24 protein-coding genes and 1 tRNA gene are annotated in these 23,842 nt (G+C 33.0%); 17 read left to right on the forward strand and 8 right to left on the reverse strand.

Features of this window, described 5'->3' with window-relative positions; translation table 11 throughout:
- Positions 1-468 (reverse strand): low molecular weight protein-tyrosine-phosphatase, encoded by a 468-nt coding sequence (locus tag C8C83_RS14495; protein WP_121329165.1) that lies wholly within the window; start codon positions 466-468, stop codon positions 1-3.
- A gap of 9 nt (positions 469-477) precedes the next feature.
- The gene (gene dnaA, locus C8C83_RS14500; RefSeq protein WP_041517015.1) at positions 478-1,905 is read right to left on the reverse strand and encodes a chromosomal replication initiator protein DnaA; all 1,428 of its coding nucleotides are present in this window, start codon (positions 1,903-1,905) and stop codon (positions 478-480) included.
- Positions 1,906-2,091: 186 nt separating this feature from the next.
- On the opposite strand from dnaA, the gene C8C83_RS14505 reads away from it, so the two are divergent.
- On the forward strand, positions 2,092-2,496 hold the full coding sequence (locus tag C8C83_RS14505; RefSeq protein ID WP_121329166.1) for a thioesterase family protein: 405 nt from the start codon (positions 2,092-2,094) through the stop codon (positions 2,494-2,496).
- A gap of 31 nt (positions 2,497-2,527) precedes the next feature.
- Here the strand turns inward: C8C83_RS14505 and C8C83_RS14510 are convergent, their stop codons facing one another.
- The 3 genes from C8C83_RS14510 to ribD all read right to left on the reverse strand — a co-directional run bounded on the left by C8C83_RS14510 (position 2,528) and on the right by ribD (position 5,009).
- Positions 2,528-3,160: a YigZ family protein gene (locus tag C8C83_RS14510; protein WP_121329167.1), complete on the reverse strand. Its 633-nt coding sequence runs from the start codon at positions 3,158-3,160 to the stop codon at positions 2,528-2,530.
- Between the two features lie 204 nt (positions 3,161-3,364).
- Positions 3,365-3,967, reverse strand: coding sequence for an HAD family phosphatase (locus C8C83_RS14515; RefSeq protein ID WP_121330054.1), 603 nt, complete (start codon positions 3,965-3,967; stop codon positions 3,365-3,367).
- The gene (gene ribD, locus C8C83_RS14520; RefSeq protein WP_121329168.1) at positions 3,960-5,009 is read right to left on the reverse strand and encodes a bifunctional diaminohydroxyphosphoribosylaminopyrimidine deaminase/5-amino-6-(5-phosphoribosylamino)uracil reductase RibD; all 1,050 of its coding nucleotides are present in this window, start codon (positions 5,007-5,009) and stop codon (positions 3,960-3,962) included. The genes C8C83_RS14515 and ribD overlap by 8 nt, the downstream gene beginning before the upstream one ends.
- A gap of 108 nt (positions 5,010-5,117) precedes the next feature.
- On the opposite strand from ribD, the gene C8C83_RS14525 reads away from it, so the two are divergent.
- From C8C83_RS14525 to C8C83_RS14535, 3 genes are all read left to right on the forward strand, one after another.
- Complete coding sequence (locus C8C83_RS14525; RefSeq protein ID WP_121329169.1) at positions 5,118-5,603, forward strand: GNAT family N-acetyltransferase; 486 nt, start codon at positions 5,118-5,120, stop codon at positions 5,601-5,603.
- 86 nt (positions 5,604-5,689) lie between these two features.
- Entirely contained in the window at positions 5,690-6,544 is an 855-nt protein-coding gene (prmC, locus tag C8C83_RS14530; protein ID WP_121330055.1) for a peptide chain release factor N(5)-glutamine methyltransferase, read from the forward strand.
- Positions 6,545-7,043: 499 nt separating this feature from the next.
- Positions 7,044-7,277: a hypothetical protein gene (locus C8C83_RS14535; RefSeq protein WP_121329170.1), complete on the forward strand. Its 234-nt coding sequence runs from the start codon at positions 7,044-7,046 to the stop codon at positions 7,275-7,277.
- 731 nt (positions 7,278-8,008) lie between these two features.
- Here C8C83_RS14535 and C8C83_RS14540 read toward each other — a convergent pair.
- Positions 8,009-9,253 carry an ABC transporter permease gene (locus C8C83_RS14540; protein ID WP_121329171.1) on the reverse strand — a complete coding sequence of 415 codons (1,245 nt, stop codon included), beginning with the start codon at positions 9,251-9,253 and terminating at the stop codon, positions 8,009-8,011.
- Positions 9,254-9,441: 188 nt separating this feature from the next.
- On the opposite strand from C8C83_RS14540, the gene hisS reads away from it, so the two are divergent.
- From hisS to C8C83_RS14600, 12 genes are all read left to right on the forward strand, one after another.
- The gene (hisS, locus tag C8C83_RS14545; RefSeq protein WP_121329172.1) at positions 9,442-10,869 is read left to right on the forward strand and encodes a histidine--tRNA ligase; all 1,428 of its coding nucleotides are present in this window, start codon (positions 9,442-9,444) and stop codon (positions 10,867-10,869) included.
- Positions 10,870-11,184: 315 nt separating this feature from the next.
- Positions 11,185-11,255: transfer RNA gene (locus tag C8C83_RS14550), tRNA-Trp, on the forward strand.
- 361 nt (positions 11,256-11,616) lie between these two features.
- Complete coding sequence (locus C8C83_RS14555; RefSeq protein ID WP_121329173.1) at positions 11,617-12,195, forward strand: nucleotide exchange factor GrpE; 579 nt, start codon at positions 11,617-11,619, stop codon at positions 12,193-12,195.
- Positions 12,196-12,274: 79 nt separating this feature from the next.
- Positions 12,275-13,384, forward strand: a complete 1,110-nt coding sequence (gene dnaJ / locus C8C83_RS14560; RefSeq protein WP_099709207.1) for a molecular chaperone DnaJ — start codon at positions 12,275-12,277, stop codon at positions 13,382-13,384.
- 165 nt (positions 13,385-13,549) lie between these two features.
- The gene (locus C8C83_RS14565; RefSeq protein ID WP_121330056.1) at positions 13,550-14,470 is read left to right on the forward strand and encodes an ATP-binding cassette domain-containing protein; all 921 of its coding nucleotides are present in this window, start codon (positions 13,550-13,552) and stop codon (positions 14,468-14,470) included.
- Positions 14,471-14,571: 101 nt separating this feature from the next.
- The gene (locus C8C83_RS14570; RefSeq protein ID WP_121329174.1) at positions 14,572-15,888 is read left to right on the forward strand and encodes an ABC transporter permease; all 1,317 of its coding nucleotides are present in this window, start codon (positions 14,572-14,574) and stop codon (positions 15,886-15,888) included.
- A gap of 111 nt (positions 15,889-15,999) precedes the next feature.
- A complete protein-coding gene (locus tag C8C83_RS14575; RefSeq protein WP_121329175.1) occupies positions 16,000-17,163 on the forward strand; it encodes a sigma-54 dependent transcriptional regulator in 1,164 nt (387 codons plus the stop codon).
- A gap of 102 nt (positions 17,164-17,265) precedes the next feature.
- Positions 17,266-17,931, forward strand: a complete 666-nt coding sequence (locus tag C8C83_RS14580) for a DEAD/DEAH box helicase (RefSeq protein WP_121329176.1) — start codon at positions 17,266-17,268, stop codon at positions 17,929-17,931.
- Between the two features lie 81 nt (positions 17,932-18,012).
- Positions 18,013-18,828: an alpha/beta fold hydrolase gene (locus C8C83_RS14585; RefSeq protein ID WP_121329177.1), complete on the forward strand. Its 816-nt coding sequence runs from the start codon at positions 18,013-18,015 to the stop codon at positions 18,826-18,828.
- A gap of 20 nt (positions 18,829-18,848) precedes the next feature.
- Positions 18,849-19,067: a DUF2007 domain-containing protein gene (locus tag C8C83_RS14590; RefSeq protein WP_089350858.1), complete on the forward strand. Its 219-nt coding sequence runs from the start codon at positions 18,849-18,851 to the stop codon at positions 19,065-19,067.
- 74 nt (positions 19,068-19,141) lie between these two features.
- On the forward strand, positions 19,142-19,945 hold the full coding sequence (locus C8C83_RS14595; protein ID WP_121329178.1) for a Cof-type HAD-IIB family hydrolase: 804 nt from the start codon (positions 19,142-19,144) through the stop codon (positions 19,943-19,945).
- 12 nt (positions 19,946-19,957) lie between these two features.
- On the forward strand, positions 19,958-20,485 hold the full coding sequence (locus C8C83_RS14600) for a GNAT family N-acetyltransferase (protein WP_121329179.1): 528 nt from the start codon (positions 19,958-19,960) through the stop codon (positions 20,483-20,485).
- A 114-nt stretch (positions 20,486-20,599) separates the two neighbouring features.
- Here C8C83_RS14600 and C8C83_RS14605 read toward each other — a convergent pair whose 3' ends face one another.
- Complete coding sequence (locus C8C83_RS14605) at positions 20,600-21,121, reverse strand: hypothetical protein (protein ID WP_121330057.1); 522 nt, start codon at positions 21,119-21,121, stop codon at positions 20,600-20,602.
- 491 nt (positions 21,122-21,612) lie between these two features.
- Here C8C83_RS14605 and mtaB point away from each other — a divergent pair, with 491 nt between their 5' ends.
- The gene (gene mtaB / locus C8C83_RS14610) at positions 21,613-22,947 is read left to right on the forward strand and encodes a tRNA (N(6)-L-threonylcarbamoyladenosine(37)-C(2))-methylthiotransferase MtaB (protein ID WP_121329180.1); all 1,335 of its coding nucleotides are present in this window, start codon (positions 21,613-21,615) and stop codon (positions 22,945-22,947) included.
- Positions 22,948-23,247: 300 nt separating this feature from the next.
- On the opposite strand, the gene C8C83_RS14615 is transcribed toward mtaB, so the two are convergent.
- A complete protein-coding gene (locus C8C83_RS14615; protein WP_121329181.1) occupies positions 23,248-23,757 on the reverse strand; it encodes a hypothetical protein in 510 nt (169 codons plus the stop codon).
- Positions 23,758-23,842: the final 85 nt, after the last annotated feature.

The following is a 23,842-nucleotide window of genomic DNA, read 5'->3' on the forward strand; positions in this document are numbered from 1 at the left end:
TTATGAGTGTGCTTTGATTAGTTTTTTGGCAATGATTTCAGCAACTTCGTCTAACATTTGATAAACATTGTCAAAACCATTAACGGCTCCGAAATAAGGGTCTGGAACATCTACGTTTTCGTCCGGAAATAACTCATTTAAAATAAGTTGAACTTTGTTTTTGTGTTCCGTCGTTTTGGCTAAATGAATGACATCGCGATAATTTGAATTATCCATAACGTAGATATAGTCAAATTCGTCAAAATCAGAAGTTTTAAATTGTCTGCCTTTTTGATTCTCAATAGATAAACCGTTTTTTTTAGCAACTGCAATAGAGCGCTTATCCGGAGCGTGACCAATATGCCATGATCCTGTTCCTGCAGAATCAACAATAAATTTATCTTGGGGCAATTTTGATGCTAAAATACCTTCGGCTAAAGGCGATCTACAAATGTTTCCCAAACAAACCATTAAAACTTTTACTGGCATGATTCGCGTTTATAGCGTTAATTTTTTGTTGATGTCTTCGACAAATTTCTTGAATTGTTTATCTGTAGAAACTAAATTGTCTACAGTTTTACAAGCGTGTAATACCGTCGCGTGATCGCGATCTCCAATTTGTGAACCAATATTTGCCAAAGATGCTTTAGTAAATTTCTTTGCAAAGAACATTGCCAATTGTCTCGCCTGAACAACGTGCCTCTTTCTGGTTTTAGATTGAAGTGTTTCAATATCCAACTGAAAATAATCAGACACAATTTTCTGAATATAATCGATAGAGATTTCTCTCTTAACGTTTTTAACAAATTTCTCTACAACGCTTTTTGCTAACTCAATCGTAACTTCTTTTTTGTTGAAAGAAGATTGTGCGATTAATGAAATAATAGCGCCTTCAAGTTCACGAACATTAGATTTAATATTACGGGCAACATATTCAATAATATCTTCCGGCATTTCAACACCATCACGATAAAGAATGTTTTTTAAGATCGAAATTCTGGTTTCATAATCCGGCTGATGTAATTCAGCAGATAATCCCCATTTAAAACGAGACAATAAACGTTGCTCAATATCCTGCATATCTACAGGAGCTTTGTCCGAAGTCAAAATTACTTGCTTTCCGTTTTGGTGCAGGTAATTGAAAATATGGAAAAATACGTCCTGAGTTCCTGATTTTCCTGATAAAAACTGAACATCATCAATAATCAAAACGTCGATTAATTGGTAAAAGTGAATAAAATCATTACGATTATTCTTTTTTACCGAATCAATATATTGTTGTGTGAAAATTTCGGCAGAAATATATAAAACCGTTTTTTCAGGATATTTGTCTTTTACTTCTACACCTATAGCGTGTGCTAAGTGTGTTTTTCCTAAACCAACTCCACCAAAAATCAATAACGGATTAAATGATGTTCCTCCAGGTTTATTGGCTACAGCCATACCTGCAGAACGAGCCAAACGGTTTGAATCTCCTTCTAAGAAATTATCAAAACTGTAATTTGCATTTAACTGCGATTCAATTTTAAGATTTCTAATTCCGGGAATTACAAACGGATTTTTAAGTTCAGGATTTAAGTTTTTAAACGGAGCATCAACCTCTTGCGGTTTCATTGGCACTCTGTTGGCACTTGGCAACTGTTCGGTAAACGGTTGTTTATTGCCATAAGTGTTCTCCATTTTAATTTTATAGAGTAACTTTGCGTTTTTTCCCAGTTCTTTGGTAAGCGCAACTTTCAATAATTTTACGTAATGTTCTTCTAGCCATTCGTAGAAAAATTTACTTGGTACCTGAATATATAATGCGTTGTCGGTTAGCTCAACTGATTTGATTGGTTCGAACCAAGTTTTGTATGCTTGATCTTGAATATTGTCCTTTATAAAAGACAAACAGTTTTCCCATACCGATTGAGCAGTTTTAGTCATAGATTCAGATAAATTTTTTATTATTGATAAAGATTCTCCTAATAAAAAAGGAGCAATTTTATTCCGTATTTCGGGATAACAAATATGTGAACAAATTTCTGTAAAAAAAAATATTTTGCCCTCTAATTTTATAAAAAAAAGTTGTAAGTAAACTTTTTCAAATTAATTTTTTTTAATCGATATATAATGAAAAATCATCAAACGCAAGTGCGTGTTCGTTACTCAGAAACTGACCAAATGGGAGTCGTTTATCACGGAAATTATGTTCCATATTTTGAGATAGGACGCGTGGAATGGCTTAGAAATAAAGGGATTTCGTACGCAAGTATGGAAGAAAGCGGAATTGGATTGCCGATTGTTTCTATGCAAATAAATTATAAAAAATCGGCGCGTTATGATGAGCTCTTAACGATTCATACTACTTTCAAAAGTCAATCATCTGTTAAGATTGAATTCGACTGCGAGATCTATAACGAGGCGAATGAGTTATTAACAACTGCAGTGTTTATTTTAGTATTTATTTCGTTAAAAACAGGTCGTCCAACAGCACCTCCAGATTATATTTTAGAATTATTTAAAACGCTTGAATAATTGTTAAAACGAGCTGCGTTTTAATGTTAATTTAGATAATTTTAATATCGATTTCAAACATTAAATCAAAAATGTCGAATATAGATTCGGCATTTTTTTTGCGCGTTTTTGTCGTTATTTTACCAATTGGAAGACCGGAATCTTCATCGATTTCCATTTCCTGAGACGTAATTTCCAGTTTTTTTTCTTTAATAACTCGCATTACTTTGTTCATGTTTTTATAATCAAACGAGATTAAAAACTGAACGTCAATTGTTTTTTCCACAATTTCGCAAACTTCCAGAGTCGTTTGTGCAGTTGTTTTATAAGCTGCAATCAAACCGCCAACGCCTAATTTAACGCCTCCAAAAATTCGAACTACAACTACAAGAACGTTTGTTACACCAAAAGATTGTATTTGTCCATAAATTGGAGCGCCAGCCGTATTGCTTGGTTCACCGTCATCATTGGCTCGATAAGAAATTTTTGGTGCTGTACCTAATTGATACGCATAACAAAAATGTACCGCATGGGGATGTTGCTTTTTAAGATTTTCGATGATAGGTTTTACTTCATCTTCATTTTCTATAGGAAAAGCATAGCCAAAGAACTTACTTCCTTTTTCTTTAAAAAGAACTTCCTCTGATTCAAAAGCAATGGTTTGATACGTATCGTTATATTCCAAAAGTAAATTTCTAAATTATGTTTTATGTTTTTTTAGCCACGAATTGCACGAATCTACACGAATTATTATGATAAAGCTTTGCGAACTTTGTATTCTTTTCAGCTCAAACCTTTGCAAACTTTGCGTAAATCTTTGCGCTCTTTGCGGTAAAAATGCGCCACAATTATAAAATCATTTAATCTGTCGCAAAAAAGCATACATTAACTACAATATTTTTTTATCAAATAAATCAACAACATCTTCCTGACCAACTTGCAAATTCCAAACGTGAATTCCTAAAGCGGCTGCGGCATCTGTGTTTTCTTTTTTATCATCTACAAATAAAGTTCGTTTTGGCGACAATTCATGTTTGTTGATTACATATTGAAAAACATCTGCATTTGGTTTTCGCATTCCAATTTCAAAAGAAAAATAGACTTTTTCAAAACATTGATAGAAATCACTGTAAAAGGAAATTCCGCTTTTGTTTTCGAAAGTTTCAATATGAATCGAATCTGTATTACTTAAAAGAAAAAGTCGGTATTTTTTAGAAAGCATTTGTAAAAACTCTAAACGGTACAAAGGGAAATCTGCCAAAACCGCATTCCAGGCTTCCAGAATTTCTTCGATAGATGCATTTGGAAGTTCTTTTTGAAAACCGGCTAAAAAATCGTCATGCGAAATATCTCCAGTTTCAAACAAAAGATTTAGACGATCCAAGTCTGAATTCCATTCTGTCATGCCTAATTTCTGTAATCCCGAAATAGTTGCTTGTTTATCTAAATTGATAAAAATGTCTCCAAAGTCAAAAATTATAGTATCAATCATGATTTCTAACATTTATTAATTCGTCATTTTGAATGTAAGTTTTCGTTACATTCTTCATTTGAAGAACTGGTGCTTTTGTTCCGTTTTCGAAAATTGTATTTCCGACAAAAATGCGAGCTTCATCCCAAATATTTTGATCTATAAAAGATTGTAAAGTTTGCAAACCACCTTCTATAATAATAGACTGGATTTGATTTTGATATAAAACGGACAAAATCTGCGGTATTATATTTTCATCAAAATAAATTCTCTCAAAGGTAGTGTTTTCTGATGATAAGTTAGTTTCTGATTTTGTAAAGATGATGGTTTTTACACTGTTATCAAAAACAAAACTGTCTTTTGAAATTCGGTTATTTTGATCTAAAACAACTCTCACAGGATTATTTCCGGACCAATCTCTGGTGTTTAATTTAGGATTGTCATCGATAACAGTTTTTGTTCCTACTAAAATTGCCTGTTCTTCACTGCGCCATTTATGAACCAATTGTCTTGAATATTGATTTGTGATCCAAATAGGTTTTCGATCCTGATTAATTTCTTTTTCAGGAGACAAAAATCCATCTTGACTTTCTGCCCATTTTAATATAATGTAAGGTCTCTTTTGCTGATGAAAAGTAAAGAAACGTTTGTTGAGTTCATTGCATTCTTTTTCTAAAACACCAACGATAACATTTGCTCCGGAAGCAATTAATTTTTTGATTCCGTTTCCTGCCACTTTTTCATTAGGATCAACAGTTCCCACAACGACATTCGGAATTTTATGTTCGATAATTAAATCGCAACAAGGCGGAGTTTTTCCAAAATGACTGCACGGTTCTAAGCTCACATAAATAGTTGCTTTTTTCAACAGCGATTTATCCTTTACAGATCGAACTGCATTTACTTCCGCATGTGGTTCACCGGCTTTTTTATGCCAGCCTTCACCAATAATTTTACCATCATAAACAATTACACTTCCCACCATTGGATTTGGATATGTAGTTCCAAAGCCATTTTGTGCCAATTCTATGCAGCGTTTTATATATTTTTCATGTATATTCACGGTACAAAAGTAGTTATTTTTGTTTAGTCCATATAGTTATTGGACTAGTTAAGGAACTATCGAAAAAGTATTTTTACTTTTGTAGATATGTCGCACGAATAGAGAAATATGAAAAATTGGATTATTAGAACAATTAAAAAAGAAGACAATCAGGCAGTTGCACAATTAATACGATCTGTTTTTGATGAAATGGAAATTCCAAAAGTAGGTACAGCATACGAAGATCCATATTTAGATTTAATGTTTGAAGAATATAACAAGCCCAAATCGGCTTATTTTGTAGTTGAAAACGAAGGAAAAATTGTGGGTTGTGCCGGAATTGCACCTTTAGAGAATGGAGCTCCAGAAATTAGTGAATTGCAAAAGATGTATTTTTTACCCGAAACACGAGGTTTGGGAATTGGAGCTAAAATGATGGAGAAATGTTTAGACGAAGCAAGAAATTTTGGTTTTAAAAAATGTTATATTGAGACAATGCCTTTTATGCACGCTGCTCAAAAATTATATAAAAAATCAGGTTTTGAATATTTAGATACTCCATTAGGAAATACAGGGCACAGTTCTTGCCCAGTTTGGATGTTGAAATTGTTGTAGAATGAAAATGTAGTAAATTAGGTTTTGCAATATTTAATTGGAAAGAAAATTAGCTTTTGCTGAAAAGTAATACTCAAACACCCGGAATGAAAATTAAACAATACCGTACTCAATTTATAAAAGAATTAGCCCCTTTTTACGATGCTTACGAAGCAGAAAGTTTTTTCTATTTGATTTTAGAAGACAAGCATCAGTTACGACAAATTGATTTGGCTTTAAATCACGAATTGACTTTCTCTGAAAGTGATTTTGTAGTTTGGGATTCCTTATTAGCACAATTAAAACAAGAAGTTCCAATTCAGTATTTGCTGGGGAAAACCAGTTTTTATGGTTTGGATTTTGAAGTAAATGATAACGTACTTATTCCTCGTCCTGAAACGGAAGAATTGGTAGAATGGATTATCAACGAAAATTCTATTGAGAATAAAACCAAAAAAATAAAAATTCTGGATATTGGTACCGGCAGCGGATGTATAGCAATTTCATTGGCTAAAAATCTTCCGAATGCTGAAGTCTATGGTTTTGATGTTTCGAAAAAAGCGATTGAAACGGCCAAAAGAAATGCGATAAACAATAAAGTCGATGTTACTTTTATGTTTCAGGATGTTCTGGAATTAGAAGAATTGAGATGTAAATTTGATATTATCGTTTCGAATCCACCATATGTTCGTAATTTAGAAAAAGAAGAAATCAGAAAGAATGTCCTGGATTATGAACCACATTTGGCACTTTTTGTCGATGATAATGATGCTTTGATTTTCTATCGAAAAATTGCGGAATTAGCGAAGAAAAATTTTCTGGAAAACGGAAAATTGTATTTCGAAATTAATCAGTATTTAGGAAAAGAAATGACTGATTTATTAGAAAAAATGGATTTTAAAAACATAGAACTTCGAAGAGATATCTACGATAATGATCGAATGATGAAAGGAAGTATTTAGTTTTCAGTTTTCAGTTTTCAGTTTTCAGTCGCAGTAAGCAGTGAAAACTGAAAACTGAAAACTGAAAATTAATTATGTAAGGAGTTTTGATAGTGTTACTTACATTTTTTTTTATAATTCTATTTCTGGAGCTAATCCCGCACCCGAGCCTGAAAGTGCGAACTGGCAAAGCAATCCGTTTCAATCTTTTGTGTCCGCCGCGGCGGACACAAAAGGATTTCCACTTCTATCGGGGCTAGGGCAATCATTTTTAGATAAACATTTTCGTTAAGTTTCTTTTTCAATAGAAATGACATTGTTAAAGTTTAGAGATAAATATTTTTTGTAATCATTTTCGTTCTTTTTGAGGTATCTTTGAAGCCCTAACCTTTAAGACTATGAATTCGATAAAATTTTTACCCGTGTGGTATGCTGGCGGTATTGGAAACAACCGTAACGCTCTTAAAGGCGTAGGACAGCTAAGCTGCGCGGGTTTTATATTTCCCTAAACTTTAAGATTATGAGTACAAACACCCTTTCAAAAGAAGCCGAAACAAGGCTGATTGATTTTTTTAGCAAATCCGTCGATCCGCAAAGTTTAGCAAAAAAAATCCGAAAATTAAATTACATTCTTGCTCTAAGTATAATGCGAGATTGCGAAACTCTTGAAAACAATAAAATAAATATCGAAGATGGGTTTTATTGGCTTAATGAATTAGCCGAGATTCTAAATCCTTATTTGGATGTTGAGTGATTAAACAAGAAAAGGCTGTTAATTAGAACAGCTTTTTTGCTTTATGATAGTTGTAAAATTTTTACCCGTGTGGTATGCTGGCGGTATTGGAAACAACCGCAACGCTTTGACGGCGTAGGACAGCTAAACTATGCGGGTTTTATATTTCCTAAATTTCAAGATTGAGTTTTACGTTTTCTACATTTCAAGATTAGGATTGCGAACATCTTTGTCAAAGTTTTAAACTTTGACAAAGATTGTACTTACTAAACTGAATAGACTCCGGCTTTAGCTGGAGGTCATTAAGTTAAGCTTTTTGTACTGTGATTTTTCTTTAAATCCGAAGTTTAAACATAATATTGTCATTTCGACAGAGGAGAAATCACACGCGATGATCGACAAAGATTGGTGATTTTCTTTGTGGGGTTTCTAGTGTGATTTCTCCTCTGTCGAAATGACAAAACCTTTGCGGCTTTGCGACTTTACGTGATTTTTTTTAGACATAATTGTCTTAAAAAAGCTTAACTTAAAAAAGCTGAAGGCTCTTCAATTTAGGAAGTCTCAAAGGAGAAGTCTTAAAAAACATAAAAGCTCTAATCTAGCCCCGATAGAAGTGAAAATCCTTTTGTAGCGGGGTTCGCAACAAAAGATTGAAATGAATAGCGGGACAAATGGTCTTTTGAATTCATTAATTTATGCTTCAAATATTTAGTAAGAAACTGAAAACTGAGGCTGCGACTGAAAACTAAAATTTATTCATAGCGTAAAGCCTCAATAGGATCAAGTTTTGAAGCTTTTATTGCAGGATATAATCCCGAAACAATTGCAACCATAAAACTTGTGGCAAAAGCGGCAAAAATAGCCATCCATGGAATCACAAATGCAAAACTCATTGCGGCTGCAAAACCAAAACCTATTAGAATTCCCAATACAATTCCGACCAAACCGCCAATTTGTCCAATCAATAAAGTTTCGATAAAAAACTGAACTGAAATGGTAACTTTTGTAGCGCCCAAAGCCTTACGAACACCAATTTCTCGTGTACGTTCTGTAACCGAAACAATCATGATATTCATCAAAGCAATTGAAGATCCTAAGATGGTAATGATACTAATAATCCACGAAGCCCAACCTAAATATTTGGTGATTCCGAGGATTCTGTTGATTAAATCGTCGCTTCGTCCAATACCAAAATTATTATCACGAACAGGACTTAGTTTACGAACTCTTCGCATCGTGCTTGTTGCATTATCAACCGCTTCGTCTAATAGTTCTTTTTTAGAAACCATTACACTCATCGTGTAATTAATGTTTGGAGCCGTAAATAAAGATCTCGCTACTTGTATAGGAATTAAAACACGTAAATCCTGGCTGTGACCAAAAGTTGATCCTTTTTCTTTTAAAACGCCAATTACTTTAAAACGAGCGCCACGAATAGAGATAACTTTGTCAATTGGGTTAACATCTTTTAATAATCCTTTTTCAAAATCAGAACCCACAACGCAGGAATAAGTATTGTTGTCGATATCAAATTGATTGAAAGAGCGTCCAGAAGTAGTTTCTAAACCTGAGTTTCCAATATAATGTTCGTCAACTCCCAGAATAGTAATTTCCGGATCTGTTTTTTGATCTGCATATTTAACTTCAGCCTTTGATGAAGCGGTAAACGAAAGAGAAGTTTCGGTAAAAGGATATTTGTATTTGTTTTTGAAAGCTACAGCTTCGGGATATGAAATAATTGGATTTATGACTTCACGTTCATTTCCACCACGATTTCTAACCGTATTTTCGTATTGATTAATATTGAATGTGTTAGCGCCCATTGAAGCAAAATTGGTCGAAACGGTATTTTCAAGCGCTGTTACAACAGTAAGGATTCCTACCAAAGCAGTAATCCCAATTGCAATAATTAGTACGGTAAGTATGGTTCGTAATAATTGTGTTTTGATAGAACCAAAAGCAATTCGGATATTTTCTCTTAATAATTTTAGCATCATGACCAATTTGTCACGAAAATACGTTTTTTGTTACAAGTTTGTTTTCGAACAGGCATTATTTATTTTAAAAAATAAGATATTTGCAGACGATTTGAGATAATGAAATCCAAACAATCTCAGGAAGCTTTGAGTTTTCGGCTTTAAGCCAAATCTAAAATCTAATATCAGAAATCTAAAATAAAACAGAAATGGCTTCAAAACCAAGTATACCACAAGGAACAAGAGATTTTTCGCCTGCAGAGGTGTCAAAACGTCAATATATTATTCAGACCATAAAAAGTAATTTTGAGAAATTTGGTTTTCAGCCTATTGAAACGCCATCTTTTGAAAACTCAGATACTTTAATGGGGAAATATGGTGAAGAAGGTGATCGTTTGATTTTTAAAATATTGAATTCGGGTAATTTTTTCTTCAATAAAAATAAAATTGACTTACCTGAATCTATAGAATCACTACAAGTTAATTCGGCAGAAACAATCAATCTTGAGCAAAGAATTGAGCTGAATAAATTTACAGGAAAAATTTCTGAAAAAGCATTACGTTACGATTTAACAGTTCCGTTTGCGAGATACGTGGTACAACACCAAAACGAAATTGAATTTCCATTTAAAAGATATCAAATTCAACCGGTTTGGAGAGCTGACAGACCACAAAGAGGACGTTACAGAGAATTTTATCAATGTGATGCCGATGTTGTTGGTTCAAAATCATTGTGGCAGGAAGTTGAATTGGTTCAATTGTATGATACCGTTTTTACTTCTTTAGGATTAGAAGGTGTGACGATTAAAATCAACAACAGAAAAATATTATCAGGAATTGCCGAAGTAATTGGCGCTTCAGATAAATTGATTGATTTTACAGTGGCTCTGGATAAACTGGATAAAATTGGTGAAGACGGTGTTAAAAAAGAAATGATCGAAAAAGGTATTGCTGAAGAAGCGTTGGTTAAAGTTCAACCACTTTTTAGCTTTACAGGAACATTTTCAGACAAGATAAATCAGCTTTCAAGCTTATTGGTTGAATCTGAAGAAGGAATGAAAGGAGTAGAAGAGCTGAAATTTATTTGTGACAATGTGGCAACTTTAGGTTTGGCAACTGCGACATTAGATCTTGATGTTACTCTTGCTCGTGGATTAAATTATTATACCGGAGCTATTTTTGAAGTAGCGGCTCCAAAAACTGTTTCAATGGGTTCTATTGGCGGTGGCGGAAGATACGATGATTTGACTGGTATTTTTGGTTTGAAAAATATGAGTGGCGTTGGAATTTCTTTTGGTTTAGACCGAATTTATTTGGTTCTGGAAGAATTACAATTATTTCCGGAAACTGTTGCAGCAACATCAAAAGCATTGTTTATTAATTACGGAGATGCAGAAGCTTTGTATGCTTCACAAGCAATTCAGAAGTTAAGAAAAGAAAATATAAAAGTGGAACTTTATCCGGATAATGTAAAAGTTGGAAAACAATTTCAATATGCAGATAAACGATTAATTCCATTTGCAGTAATTGCAGGTGAACAAGAAATTGCGTCAAATTCATATTCGCTTAAAAATCTAGTTTCAGGAGAACAGATTTCTGTTGATTTTGAAGGATTAAAAGCTGCTCTATTGGCTTAAATTTTAAATTCGTGGCGAAATTAACCGCAAAGTGCGCTAAGATTTAATTTTACTTCACGCATACAAAACACAAAGTTCGCAAAGCTTGATTAACACAAAGCTTTGCGAACTTTGTGTTTTTATAAAACCATACTTTATAAATCTTAGCGATTATTTCGCAAAATTTTTGTTTCGATTCGAAAATATAGATTTCACAAAGCTTTGATGTTGATTGTGTTAATGAATTTTGGCGTTTATTAGCTTAAATCTTTTTGAAATTTGCGTGAAATAATTGGTGGAAAAGAAAAAAAAGCGTTTAATTTGCGACCTCAAGTTACGGGCGTAGTTCAAGGGTAGAATAGCGGTCTCCAAAACCGTTGATGGGGGTTCGAATCCCTCCGCCCGTGCAAAAAATATAAAATAACAACAGTTATTAAGTATTTATAAAACGCCTTCAAGGACTAAAGGTAAAAGCAAAAAAAAAGCTTCGTCTCAAATAGGCGAAGCTTTTTTTAATATAAGGTAAACTTGAATTAATAATTATTTATAAAGCCGAGGCCAACCCTTAAATTCAATTTTGATAGGTAATAATTTATATTCTGATTAGGATATCAAATATAGTATAAACTATAACGTAATAGTCTTAAAATTATACTAAATTTTAAAGTGCTGATTTTTGTTTTTAAATTGCTCATTGTTAATAAAGTGACAATTTGACATTTTAAAAGATTTGGCAGTACTTTTGCAATCCAAAAGAAAGAATAAAAAATGAAGTTTAAGAATATTTTTAAAAATAAAAGTAATATGACTACGGAAAATACAGAATTCGATCAGGAATTAGATGAAGTAACGTTAGAGAACAATGCCAACGGAGAGCAATTGATTGTTGAAGAATTAAGTGTTGAAGAGCAATTGGCTCAAGACTTGGCAAAAGAAAAAGATAAGTTCTTGAGATTATTTGCAGAATTTGAAAATTACAAAAAAAGAACTTCAAAAGAACGTATGGATTTGTTTAAAACAGCAAACCAAGAGGTTTTATTGGCAATGTTGCCAGTTTTAGACGATTTTGACAGAGCAACTGTAGAAATCAACAAGTCTGAAGATGAGAATTTGAAAAAAGGTGTTGAGTTGATTCACGAAAAATTAAAAAGCACTTTGGTTTCTAAAGGTTTAGAGCAAGTTGAAGTAAGAGCAGGTGACGCTTTTAATGCTGATTTTGCTGAGGCAATTACCCAAATTCCAGCTCCGTCTGATAAATTAAAAGGGAAAATTGTTGATGTTATTGAAAAAGGATACAAATTAGGAGACAAAATTATTCGTTTCCCTAAAGTAGTAATCGGAAACTAAAAAATGCAAATAAAATTCTAAAAGCCAGTTTTTTAAGTATTGGAATTTGGAATTTATAGTTTGGAATTTAAACCTAATTATGAAAAAAGATTTTTACGAAATACTAGGCATTTCAAAAAATGCTGACGCTGCTGAAATTAAAAAAGCTTACCGAAAAAGTGCTTTGAAATATCACCCGGATAAAAATCCAGGCGACAAAGAGGCAGAAGAAAACTTTAAATTAGCTGCAGAAGCTTATGAAGTACTAAGCGATCCTAACAAAAAAGCAAAATACGACCAATACGGACATCAGGCTTTTGATGGTTCTGGAGGTTTTGGTGGTGGCCACGGTGGTATGAATATGGATGACATTTTCAGCCAGTTTGGTGATATTTTTGGTGGAGGATTTGGTGGTTTCGGAGGCGGAGGCGGAGGTCCTCGTCGTGCTAAAGGAAGCAATCTTCGAATCAAAGTAAAATTGACATTAGAAGAAATTGCAAATGGTGTTGAGAAAAAAGTAAAAGTAAAACGTAAAGTTCAGGCTAAAGGTGTAACATACAAAACGTGTTCGACTTGTAACGGTCAAGGACAAGTAATGCGTGTAACTAATACTATTTTAGGAAGAATGCAATCTGCGTCAACTTGTCCTACTTGTGGTGGTTCAGGTCAGATTTTAGATAAAAGACCTTCTGAAGCAGATGCACAAGGAATGGTTCAGGAAGATGAAACTGTATCAATCAAAATTCCTGCTGGAGTTGTTGATGGTATGCAATTGAAAGTTTCTAACAAAGGAAACGATGCTCCGGGAAATAGTATTCCTGGTGATTTAATTGTAGCTATCGAAGAGTTAGAGCACGAATTTTTGAAACGTGAAGGTGAAAACATTCACTATGATTTATACATCAGTTTTCCAGAGGCGGTTTTAGGAGTTTCTAAAGACATTGAAGCGATCAACGGAAAAGTTCGTATTAAGTTAGAAGAAGGTATTCAATCCGGAAAAATCTTAAGATTAAAAGGAAAAGGAATTCCAAGCATCAACGGATACGGAAGCGGTGATTTGTTAGTTCATGTTAATGTTTGGACGCCAAAAACACTTAATAAAGAGCAAAAACAATTTTTTGAAAATGCTCTAACAGACGAACACTTTGTGCCAAGTCCTGAAAAATCAGAAAAATCATTTTTCGAAAAAGTAAAAGATATGTTTTCATAAACAGAACTTTTTCTGAAATAGTTAAATAATAATATAAAAACCCATTCTAGTGTAAATTAGAATGGGTTTTTTGCATTAATAATGTAAAGTTTCGGTGTGAATTATTTACTTTTACACACGCAATACCACAAAGGTCAAACTGACGCAGAAAATCTTAAAAATAGCATGAGCAACTTACTCGAAGTACATAAAGTCGTAAAACAATACGGTGATTATGTAGCGCTTAACGAAGTTTCATTAAATGTGCCAAAAGGTAGTATTTATGGACTATTAGGTCCGAATGGAGCTGGAAAAACTTCCTTAATCCGAATTATAAATCAAATTACACTGCCAGATAGTGGTCATGTAATTCTTGACGGAGAAAAACTGCAACCAAAACATGTGCAGACTATTGGTTATCTTCCGGAAGAAAGAGGATTGTATACTTCTATGAAAGTAGGCGAACAATGTTTGTATTTGGCGCAAATGAAAGGACTTTCTAAAGCTGAAGCTAAAATACAACTAGAATATTGGTTTGATCGTTTAGGAATTCAGGGTTGGTGGAACAAGAAAATTCAGGAACTATCAAAAGGAATGGCGCAAAAGATTCAGTTTGTAGTTTGCGTATTGCATAAACCTAAATTGCTAATTTTTGATGAGCCTTTCTCGGGATTTGATCCCGTAAATGCAAATGTCATAAAAGATGAAATTTTGGCATTAAAAGAACAAGGTGCAACAATTATATTTTCGACACACCGAATGGAAAGTGTTGAAGAACTTTGTGATCACATTGCTTTAATTCATAAATCAAATAAGTTAATTGAAGGTAAATTAAGCGATGTAAAACGTCAATTTAGAACCAATAGTTTTGAGGTTGGAATTTTGACAAGTAATGTAGAAGGTTTGATGTATGATATCACACAAAAGTTTACCGTTTCGCCAGCAAATTTTAAATCACTAAATGATGACTTAAAATTAGATATTCAAATAGGAAACGCAACGCCAAATGAGTTATTGAATATATTGACTCAAAGAGGGCAAGTGACACATTTTGTAGAAAAAATACCAAGTGTAAACGATATATTTATTCAAACGGTAACTGGATAGATTTTTAGATCGTTAGACTTCTTAGATTCTTAGACTGAATCTGGAAATCTAAAAAAAATCTAATAATCTAAGAAGTCTAAAAATCTAACAATCTAAAATAAATGAGTATAATTTCATTAATTATAAAAAGAGAGTTTATTGCAAAAGTTCGCAATAAATCTTTTGTTGTCATGACTTTTTTAAGTCCGTTATTGTTTGTGGCAATTGCTGGATTTATTGGTTATTTGAGTTCGATGAAAGCCGAAACCAAACAAATTGCAATTCACGACGAAACGGGTTTGTTTGCCAATGATTTTATCAAACAAAATAAAAAAGAGGCTGAATTTAAATATCTGAATTTATCTGAAATTGATGTAAAAGCATTAAAAGACAGTATTACAAATGAAAGTTTTGACGGTTTAATTGTTATTCCAAAAACAAATAATCTAAAAGATTTAGAAAGCAAAATTGAGTTTATCTCGAATAACAGTCCAAGTATTGTTTTTATCGAAAAAACGCAAGATGTTATTGCTGAGAAAATTACCAAAATCAATTTAGAGACAGCAAAACTAGATACTTTAGCAATTGAAAAAGCACAATCTGCGGTTAATATTCATTTGGTAAAAGCTTCAGGAGAAGAAAGTTTAAAAGGATTAAATGAAATAAAAATTGGTATTGGCGGAGCATTCGGATATTTAATTATGATGTTTATTATCATTTACGGAAATATGGTAATGCGAAGCGTAATCGAAGAAAAAACAAACCGAATTATAGAAATCATTATTTCGTCAGTAAAACCATTTCAGTTGATGATTGGTAAAATTATCGGAACTTCGCTTGCAGGATTATTACAATTTATGATTTGGGCGATAATTGGTTTAGGATTAATGTTTGCAGCGTCGGCATTTTTTGGAGTGAATGTTGGTCCAACAGCAAGAATTTCACCGGAATTAATGCAAACAGCACAACACGAAATGTCGGGAACCGCACAAATGTATATCAGCGAATTATGGAATTTACCAATTGCAAGTATCTTAATTGGATTTGTAATTTATTTCATTGGAGGATACTTTTTGTACAGTTCGTTTTATGCCGCGATTGGAGCAGCAGTTGATAATCAAACAGATTCGCAACAGTTTCTTTTGCCTATTATTATGCCACTTATTTTAAGTGTTTATATCGGATTTTTTACGGTTGTAAATGATCCACACGGAACAATTGCTGTAGTGTTTTCAATGATTCCGTTGACTTCGCCAATTGTGATGTTAATGCGACTTCCGTTTGGAGTGCCGTGGTGGCAAGTTGCGATTTCGGTATCATTATTGTTTGCTACCTTTTTCCTTGTTGTGTGGTTCGCCGCAAAAATTTACCGAATTGGTATCTTAATGTACGGCAAAAAACCAACATGGAAAGAATTGTATAAATGGCTTAAATATTAATTTTTAAAAGGTGCTAAGGTTCTGAGGAACTAAGTGGTTAAGGTTTTCTTTAGCTACTTAAAATAAAAACTCAGAACCTTAGCAGCTCAGAACCTTAGAACCTCAAGAAAAATGAGTAAAATACTAATTATAGAAGACGAAGCATCGATCAGAAGAGTTTTGGTAAAAATTTTATCAGAAGAAAATGATACCTATCAGGTAGATGAAGCGGAAGATGGAGTTGCAGGTCTTGACAAAATAAAAAACAACGATTACGATTTGGTTTTGTGCGATATCAAAATGCCAAAAATGGACGGTGTTGAGGTTTTAGAAGAAGCAAAAAAAATAAAGCCGGAAATTCCGATGGTTATGATCTCTGGTCACGGCGATATGGAAACGGCAATTCATACGATGCGTTTGGGAGCTTTTGATTATATCTCAAAACCACCGGATTTGAATCGTTTATTGAATACAGTTCGTAATGCTTTAGACAAAAAACAACTTGTAGTTGAAAATAAAATTCTAAAGAAAAAAGTCAGTAAAAACTACGAAATGGTAGGTGAGAGTGAAGCTATTAATCATATTAAAGTGATGATTGATAAAGTAGCTCAAACAGAAGCGAGAGTTTTAATTACGGGACCAAACGGAACCGGAAAAGAATTGGTAGCGCATCAATTACATGAAAAAAGTGAGCGTGCTAATTATCCTTTAATAGAAGTGAACTGTGCGGCGATTCCAAGTGAATTGATCGAAAGCGAATTGTTTGGTCACGTAAAAGGTGCTTTTACATCAGCGGTTAAAGATCGTGCCGGAAAATTTGAAGCAGCAGATAAAGGAACTATTTTCTTAGATGAAATTGGCGATATGAGTCTTTCGGCGCAAGCCAAAGTTTTACGTGCTTTGCAGGAAAGTATGATTACCAGAGTTGGAGCCGAAAAAGATATCAAAGTTGATGTTCGTGTTGTGGCTGCAACCAATAAAGATTTAAAAGTTGAAATTGCCGAAGGTCGTTTCCGTGAAGATTTATACCATCGTTTGGCTGTAATTTTGATTAAAGTTCCGCCATTGAACGAAAGACGTGATGATATTCCTGCTTTGATTACGCATTTTACAGAGAAAATTGCTTCAGAACAAGGAAATGCTGTGAAAGTATTTTCGGCGCCAGCCATTAAATTATTACAAGAATACGATTGGACAGGAAATATTCGTGAACTTCGAAATGTAGTGGAAAGATTGATTATCTTAGGTGGAAATGAAATTTCTGAAACCGACGTAAAAATGTTTGCAAGTAAATAGGTTGCTTTGCGCAATAGGCTTTAGGCTTTAAGCTTTAGGCTTTTTAAATTATAAATAATTTTTGCTTATGGCTTATTGCCTAAAGCTTAAAGCATAAAAAAAATGAAACTAAAAAAAATAAACGAGAAGTTACAAGACGCTTTAATAGAAAATGGTTTAACAGAAGCAAATATCTTGCAACAAGAAACTTTTTCGACCATAAAAAGTGGTGCAGATTGTATTATTCTTTCTCCGGCAGGAAGCGGAAAATCGACTACAATTGTCTTGAATGTAATTCAGCAATTGGCTGGTCATACTGAAGAATCGCCACGTGCTTTGATTTTTGTAGAAGATAAAACCAAAGTACTAGAAATGGTAGAACTTTTTGAAAAATACGGTAAATTTTCTAATCTTGAAGTTTATGGTGTTCACGATAAAGGCGACATGGATTATGATAAAAACTATATTTCGACAGGAATTGATGTTTTGATTGGAACGCCAAATAAATTGAGCGATATGTTTACCACTGCAGGTTATAATGTAAATCGCTTGAAAATGTTTATTATCGACGATGCAGATCCTATGTTGAAATTACGTCATGAAACTAAAATCATGCGTATTTCGAACAGTATCACAAAAACACAACGTATTATTTTTGCTGAACAATTGACAGAGCGTATCGAAATTCTGGCAGATAAAATGATGCTGGAACCTTATTTATTCGATATGGATGAAGAAGGCGAAGACGAGCTTGACGAAGAAGAAGATGAGGTTCAAGAGGAAGAGTAATTGAAAAGTCGCAGTCTCAGTTTTTAGTTTACAGTATTGGACTGAAAACTGTGACTGAGACTGAAAACTAAAAGATAATTTATGGAAATAATAAAGACATTTAAATTTTTGACGATTGTTCTTTTAGCGTTTTTCGTTGTGATTTATGTTGTTATTGTTTCCTATGTCTATTTCAATCAGGTTGAAATGGTTTTCTTGGGTTCGAAACTTTCGAAAGATTATAAGTTTGATTATCAACAGAAATTTGAAGAATTAAACATAAAGTCTTTTGATGGCGTAAACCTAAACGGACTTTTGTTTAAAGCAGAAAATTCAAAAGGATTGGTTTTTTATCTTCATGGAAATGCCGGAACATTAGAAACCTGGGGGAAAATTGCAAAAGTTTATACCAATTTGGGATATGATATTTTTATTTTAGACTACAGAAGTTTTGGTAAAAGCGAAGGTGAAATTGAGAACGAAGAGCAGTTAAATAAAGATATTTCTATTGCATACAAAACAGTAACGAAGCGATATCCTGAAAATAAAGTTATTATTGCAGGTTATTCCATTGGTTCTGGATTGGCAACTATTTTAGCCTCTGCGAATCATCCAAAAGCTTTGATTCTGCAATCTCCTTATTATAGTTTTACGGAATTGTCGAGTACGAGAGTACCGTTTTTTCCGAATTTCATGAAGAAATTTAGCTTAGAAACTTATGGGTATTTGCCTAAAGTCAAAGCGCCAATTTATATTTTTCACGGAATGAAAGATCAATTGATTCCTTATGAAAATTCAGTTCGTTTAAAAGAACTTTTGAAAGATAAAGTTCATCTATATCCTTTAAAAAATCAGGAACATAGTTTCATGAATGAAAACCTTGATTTTCAAAATCAACTCAAAATAATATTAGAATAACTATATAAAAATAAAATGTCATGGGATTAATGAAAGTGTATTCAGGAAGTGAAGTTTTAGCACTTGCTTTACAAGAAAGATTAGAAGAAGCGGGAGTAGAAACAGTAAAAAAAGATAACATTCAATCTGCACGTTTAGGCGGTTATGGTGGATCAGATTTAGCAGTTGAAGTGTTTATTCAGGAAACAGATTTTGCAAAAGCAAATCCGGTAATTGAAGATTTTAGAATGAGTATCTAAAAGAAGTTTTCAGTTTTCAGTCGCAGTTTACATTGATTGCCGCGACTGAAAACTGTGACTGAAAACTAAAAAACATGCAATATAAAATGTTAGTGCTCGACATGGATGATACCTTGTTGACAGACGATCATAAAATTTCGGATTTAAATAAAAAAGTACTTCTTGAAGCGCAGGCAAAAGGTGTTTATGTGGTTTTGGCTTCTGGCCGACCAACATCTGCAATGACCGCTTATGCGAAAGAATTAGAATTAGACTTGAATAATTCTTATATTATTTCCTTTAATGGCGCTATAATCAGTACAGTAAAAGATGATCTTGTACTATTTGAACAAAGTTTAACACCGGAACAAATTCATGATTTATACGATTATAGTATAAAAATGAAAACACATATTATCACTTATATTGATGGTGCAATTGTAAGTGAAACCGATTCAGAGTATATCGAAATTGAAAAAGAAATTACCGGATTGCCACATCATAAAGTGCCAAGTTTTAAAGATGCAGTTACTAAGCCTGCTGTGAAATGTATTTTATTGGCAGAACCTTCTTATTTAAAAGAATTAGAAAAAGATTTAAAATTGGCAATGCCGCATTTGAGTATTGCAATGTCAAAACCTTTCTTTCTTGAAGCTGCGCAAAACGGAATTGATAAAGCTGCAAGTTTAAAACTTTTGGCAGCAAAGCTAAATATTCATCAAAGTGAAATTATTGCTGTAGGAAACGTTGGAAATGATTTAACGATGATCGAATATGCCGGACTTGGAGTTTGGGTTGATAATGTAACGCCTGAATTGCGTGACAGAGCCGATGTAATTGTTGCTTCAAATAATGATAACGGCGTTGCTGAGGTTGTGCAACGCTATATTCTAAACTAAATTATTTTTGAGATGAAAGAGCCAATAGAAACAGAACGATTGCTTTTGAGAGAAATACAAATGTCAGATGTTGACGGAATGTTTGAATTGGATTCTAATCCAAACGTGCATCTTTTTGTTGGAAATAAACCCGTAAAAAATATCGAGGAAAGTATTGATTATGTCAAAAATGTTCAACAGCAATACAAAGACTTCGGAATTGGTCGTTATGCTGTTATTCTCAAAGAAACCAATGAATTTTTAGGCTGGTCCGGAATTAAGTTTATAACCAATGAAATCAATAATCATAAAGATTTTTATGAAATTGGATATCGTTTCATCGAAAAACATTGGGGAAAAGGATATGCAACTGAAGCTGGAAAAGCTTTTATAGATCACGCTTTTAATGTAATGAAAGTTGATGCTGTTTACGCTTATGCAGATGCAGGAAATGAAAACTCAAGAAGGATTCTGGAAAAGCTAGGTTTACGTTATGTAAACTCTTTTGAATATGACGAAGAATTGGAAGTTTGGTATGAAATGAAAAATCCAAACTTATAAAAATCCTAAGAAATGCGTTCCAAATCTTTGTAAACTTAACTCCTTTAAGATTTGCAAAGATTTGGAAAACAACTCGTAGTTTTTAATACTTGAAAATAATCGGAGTATTAAATATTATTTTTTAGCTACAGAAACAAAATATTTATTTCCGTCACCCATTGTAAGTTTTACACGCTCATCGCAAAGATCGATTGCAAAGTTTACGCTTTCATAACAGCTGCAAGTAGTATTTTTGTCTTTAGACATTTCAGTTTTACAATTGTTATTTTTGAAAGTTGCCAATTGTGGAGTGTACAAGCTTACTAAATCAGTAGAAGCTGTCACTAATGAAATGATACTTGCTGAATTGTTATTCATAATTCGGTAAACAATTCTATCAGTATAATTTACCTCGTTTACTGTTACCTTACGGATATAAGTATAAGATGTAGATTCTGCACTCGGCTCTTTTACTTCAAATTTAAATCCAACCGCACGAATTGCAATATCAAATTGTGATTGAGAGTTTAAGCTCGCCCAATTTGTCAATGTACTAATAGATGGAAATGGATTAGCAGGAGCTGGAGCAGCAGTTTGCGCCTGAGAGCTAAATAAGGTTAAGAACATCAAGCAGATTGTGGGTAAAAATGCTTTCATATGGAGTTTTAATTTATAATTGTTGCCTACTCTTTCTGGTTTTCGGCTTTCCCATTTTTTATAATAACAAAACAACAACATAACGAGGGAAAATCAAAATTGTTATGAGCAAATTATTATTAAAATAATATAATTTTAGTTAACCTTTTTTTAGAGAAGTGAAATTACTTCCAAAAACTAACTTTGCAAAGTTAAATGTAAGAAAATTTCAATTTAATTATTGAAAAAACGTATTTAATCGATATTATTTGCGTTTAATCGATGTTTTGTCATTTTATTCTTATTGAAATGTTAAGTATATTTATAACAGATAAAATTTACAGATAATTATTTTGGTTTAATTTACAGCTATTTAAATATTGGTTTGTCTCAAAATGTTGATATATAGTATATTATTGATTTTATTTTAAAGAATATTGTACGTAAATTTGCAAACTCTTCAAAAGAGATGTAAATATAATATCTTACTACTTAAAATGTAGTTTATTCCCATGGAAAATAGAAAAAAAGTTGCCTTTTATACGCTTGGTTGCAAATTGAATTTCTCAGAGACTTCTACAATTGCCAGAAACTTCAATGACGAAGGTTTTGATCGCGTTGATTTTGAAGAAGTGGCTGATATTTATGTTATCAATACCTGTTCAGTTACAGAAAATGCTGATAAGCAATTTAAGCAAGTCGTAAAAAAAGCAATGAAACTTAATGATAAAGCTTTTGTCGCTGCCGTAGGTTGTTACGCACAATTGAAACCAGAGGAATTAGCAAATGTTGATGGTGTTGATTTGGTTCTTGGAGCTACAGAAAAGTTTAAAATCACGGACTATATTCACGATTTGAGCAAAAACGATATGGGTGAAGTTCATTCCTGCGAAATTGCCGAAGCTGATTTCTACGTTGGTAGTTATTCTATTGGTGACAGAACTCGTGCTTTCCTGAAAGTTCAGGACGGTTGTGATTATAAATGTACGTATTGTACAATTCCATTAGCGAGAGGAATTTCAAGAAGTGATGCATTAGAAAATGTACTGCAAAATGCTAAAGAAATTTCGGCACAAAACATCAAAGAAATTGTTTTGACAGGAGTAAATATTGGAGATTACGGAAAAGGAGAATTCGGAAATAAAAAACACGAACATACATTTCTTGATTTAGTTCAGGCTTTGGATAAAGTGGAAGGAATTGAGCGTTTGAGAATTTCATCAATTGAGCCGAATTTATTGAAGAATGAAACAATTGATTTTGTTTCTAAAAGCAGAACTTTTGTACCTCATTTCCATATTCCGTTGCAATCAGGAAGCAATGATATTTTGAAATTAATGAAACGTCGTTACTTACGTGAAGTTTACACAGAAAGAGTAAACAAGATTCGCGAAGTAATGCCGCACGCTTGTATTGGTGTTGATGTTATTGTTGGTTTCCCTGGTGAAACTGATGAGCATTTTCTTGAAACTTACCATTTCCTGAATGAAATGGATATTTCTTATTTACACGTTTTCACTTATTCAGAAAGAGACAATACAGAAGCTGCAAATATGTCCGGAATTGTTCCTGCAAATGTGAGAGCTAAACGTAGTAAAATGTTACGTGGATTATCCGTTAAAAAACGTCGTGCTTTTTATGAAAGTCAATTAGGATCTAACAGAACGGTTTTATTCGAAAGTGAAAATAAAGAAGGATACATTCATGGTTTTACCGAAAATTACGTAAAAGTAAAAACGCCGTGGAATCCTGAATTAGTAAATACATTGCAAGAAATCAATTTGACAAAAATCGACGAAGATGGAAGTGTTCGTTTAGAGTTTTTAAATAAGTTAGCGGAAGCGTAGTTTTTTGATCTTTGTCAAAAATCCGTTGTTGCAAAATTCCGGAATTTTCAAGAACGTTCCGAAGGAACAAAATATATTGTAGGGATGGATTTTAATCCATCCTACGCATAGTTTTGTCATTTCGAGCGAAAGGAGAAATCACGCTAGAAACTCGACAAAGATTGACCGCTTAGTTTGTCATTGCGAGGAACGAAGCAACCACACTAACAATATAAAAACAGAAAAGCCCTTTAATAAAAAGGGCTTTTCTGTTTTTATACCTTTGTCAAAGTTCAAAACTTTGACAAAGGTTATAATAAATTATTTCTGTTCCTGCGGAATCACCAATTTCAAAGAATTAATATAATCCGTATCAAATTCAATAACTCTGATTTTTTCAGGATTAAAACTTAATTCTCCACCAAACTGACCTCTTATATCCAGAAAATCAATGGTAAGTTCTTCTTCGTTCAGTTCAATTAGTTTTCCTAAATAAGCCGATTTTGCTGATTTCTTCGAAATTTGAAAAATTCCGTATTTATTATTTACATAATTCAGAATAGAACTCAAATCTCTAATCGGAATAATATCTTCTGCATTTGTTTTTAAACCTTTTAAGCGAATTACTTTTTCAGTAAATTCAAGATCCTGATCTCTATGAACCGCTTCGATATTTTTGTTTTTAAGAATCACAAAACCGTCAAGAATAAAATCCTCGGGATTGTTTCGTAGTAAAATCCAATCATCAGAATAATCAATAAGAAATCCGGTAAAAAGTTCTTTTTTATCCGTGAATTCTATTGAAATTAATTGTCTTAGGTATTGTTCCATTTGATGTTTGTTTAAGGCATTTAAAATCTTTGGCAAAGTTTAAACTTTGACAAAGATGGTCCGTTTTGAAAGTCTCAATATTTTT

Origin of the sequence: Flavobacterium sp. 90 (assembly GCF_004339525.1) — a bacterium.
Taxonomy (GTDB): Bacteria; Bacteroidota; Bacteroidia; order Flavobacteriales; family Flavobacteriaceae; genus Flavobacterium.

Excerpts from the sequence above, each read along its gene's own strand:
- C8C83_RS14615 (WP_121329181.1), bottom strand. The coding sequence starts at position 23,757 with ATGGAACAATACCTAAGACAATTAATTTCAATAGAATTCACGGATAAA.
- C8C83_RS14565 (WP_121330056.1), top strand. The coding sequence starts at position 13,550 with ATGAGCAACTTACTCGAAGTACATAAAGTCGTAAAACAATACGGTGAT.
- prmC (WP_121330055.1), top strand. The coding sequence starts at position 5,690 with ATGAAAATTAAACAATACCGTACTCAATTTATAAAAGAATTAGCCCCT.
- C8C83_RS14515 (WP_121330054.1), bottom strand. The coding sequence starts at position 3,967 with ATGATTGATACTATAATTTTTGACTTTGGAGACATTTTTATCAATTTA.
- C8C83_RS14580 (WP_121329176.1), top strand. The coding sequence starts at position 17,266 with ATGAAACTAAAAAAAATAAACGAGAAGTTACAAGACGCTTTAATAGAA.
- C8C83_RS14535 (WP_121329170.1), top strand. The coding sequence starts at position 7,044 with ATGAGTACAAACACCCTTTCAAAAGAAGCCGAAACAAGGCTGATTGAT.
- C8C83_RS14555 (WP_121329173.1), top strand. The coding sequence starts at position 11,617 with ATGAAGTTTAAGAATATTTTTAAAAATAAAAGTAATATGACTACGGAA.
- C8C83_RS14570 (WP_121329174.1), top strand. The coding sequence starts at position 14,572 with ATGAGTATAATTTCATTAATTATAAAAAGAGAGTTTATTGCAAAAGTT.
- C8C83_RS14495 (WP_121329165.1), bottom strand. The coding sequence starts at position 468 with ATGCCAGTAAAAGTTTTAATGGTTTGTTTGGGAAACATTTGTAGATCG.
- dnaA (WP_041517015.1), bottom strand. The coding sequence starts at position 1,905 with ATGACTAAAACTGCTCAATCGGTATGGGAAAACTGTTTGTCTTTTATA.
- C8C83_RS14595 (WP_121329178.1), top strand. The coding sequence starts at position 19,142 with ATGCAATATAAAATGTTAGTGCTCGACATGGATGATACCTTGTTGACA.
- C8C83_RS14525 (WP_121329169.1), top strand. The coding sequence starts at position 5,118 with ATGAAAAATTGGATTATTAGAACAATTAAAAAAGAAGACAATCAGGCA.
- C8C83_RS14505 (WP_121329166.1), top strand. The coding sequence starts at position 2,092 with ATGAAAAATCATCAAACGCAAGTGCGTGTTCGTTACTCAGAAACTGAC.
- C8C83_RS14540 (WP_121329171.1), bottom strand. The coding sequence starts at position 9,253 with ATGATGCTAAAATTATTAAGAGAAAATATCCGAATTGCTTTTGGTTCT.
- C8C83_RS14585 (WP_121329177.1), top strand. The coding sequence starts at position 18,013 with ATGGAAATAATAAAGACATTTAAATTTTTGACGATTGTTCTTTTAGCG.
- mtaB (WP_121329180.1), top strand. The coding sequence starts at position 21,613 with ATGGAAAATAGAAAAAAAGTTGCCTTTTATACGCTTGGTTGCAAATTG.
- C8C83_RS14600 (WP_121329179.1), top strand. The coding sequence starts at position 19,958 with ATGAAAGAGCCAATAGAAACAGAACGATTGCTTTTGAGAGAAATACAA.
- C8C83_RS14590 (WP_089350858.1), top strand. The coding sequence starts at position 18,849 with ATGGGATTAATGAAAGTGTATTCAGGAAGTGAAGTTTTAGCACTTGCT.
- C8C83_RS14575 (WP_121329175.1), top strand. The coding sequence starts at position 16,000 with ATGAGTAAAATACTAATTATAGAAGACGAAGCATCGATCAGAAGAGTT.
- C8C83_RS14605 (WP_121330057.1), bottom strand. The coding sequence starts at position 21,121 with ATGAAAGCATTTTTACCCACAATCTGCTTGATGTTCTTAACCTTATTT.
- hisS (WP_121329172.1), top strand. The coding sequence starts at position 9,442 with ATGGCTTCAAAACCAAGTATACCACAAGGAACAAGAGATTTTTCGCCT.
- dnaJ (WP_099709207.1), top strand. The coding sequence starts at position 12,275 with ATGAAAAAAGATTTTTACGAAATACTAGGCATTTCAAAAAATGCTGAC.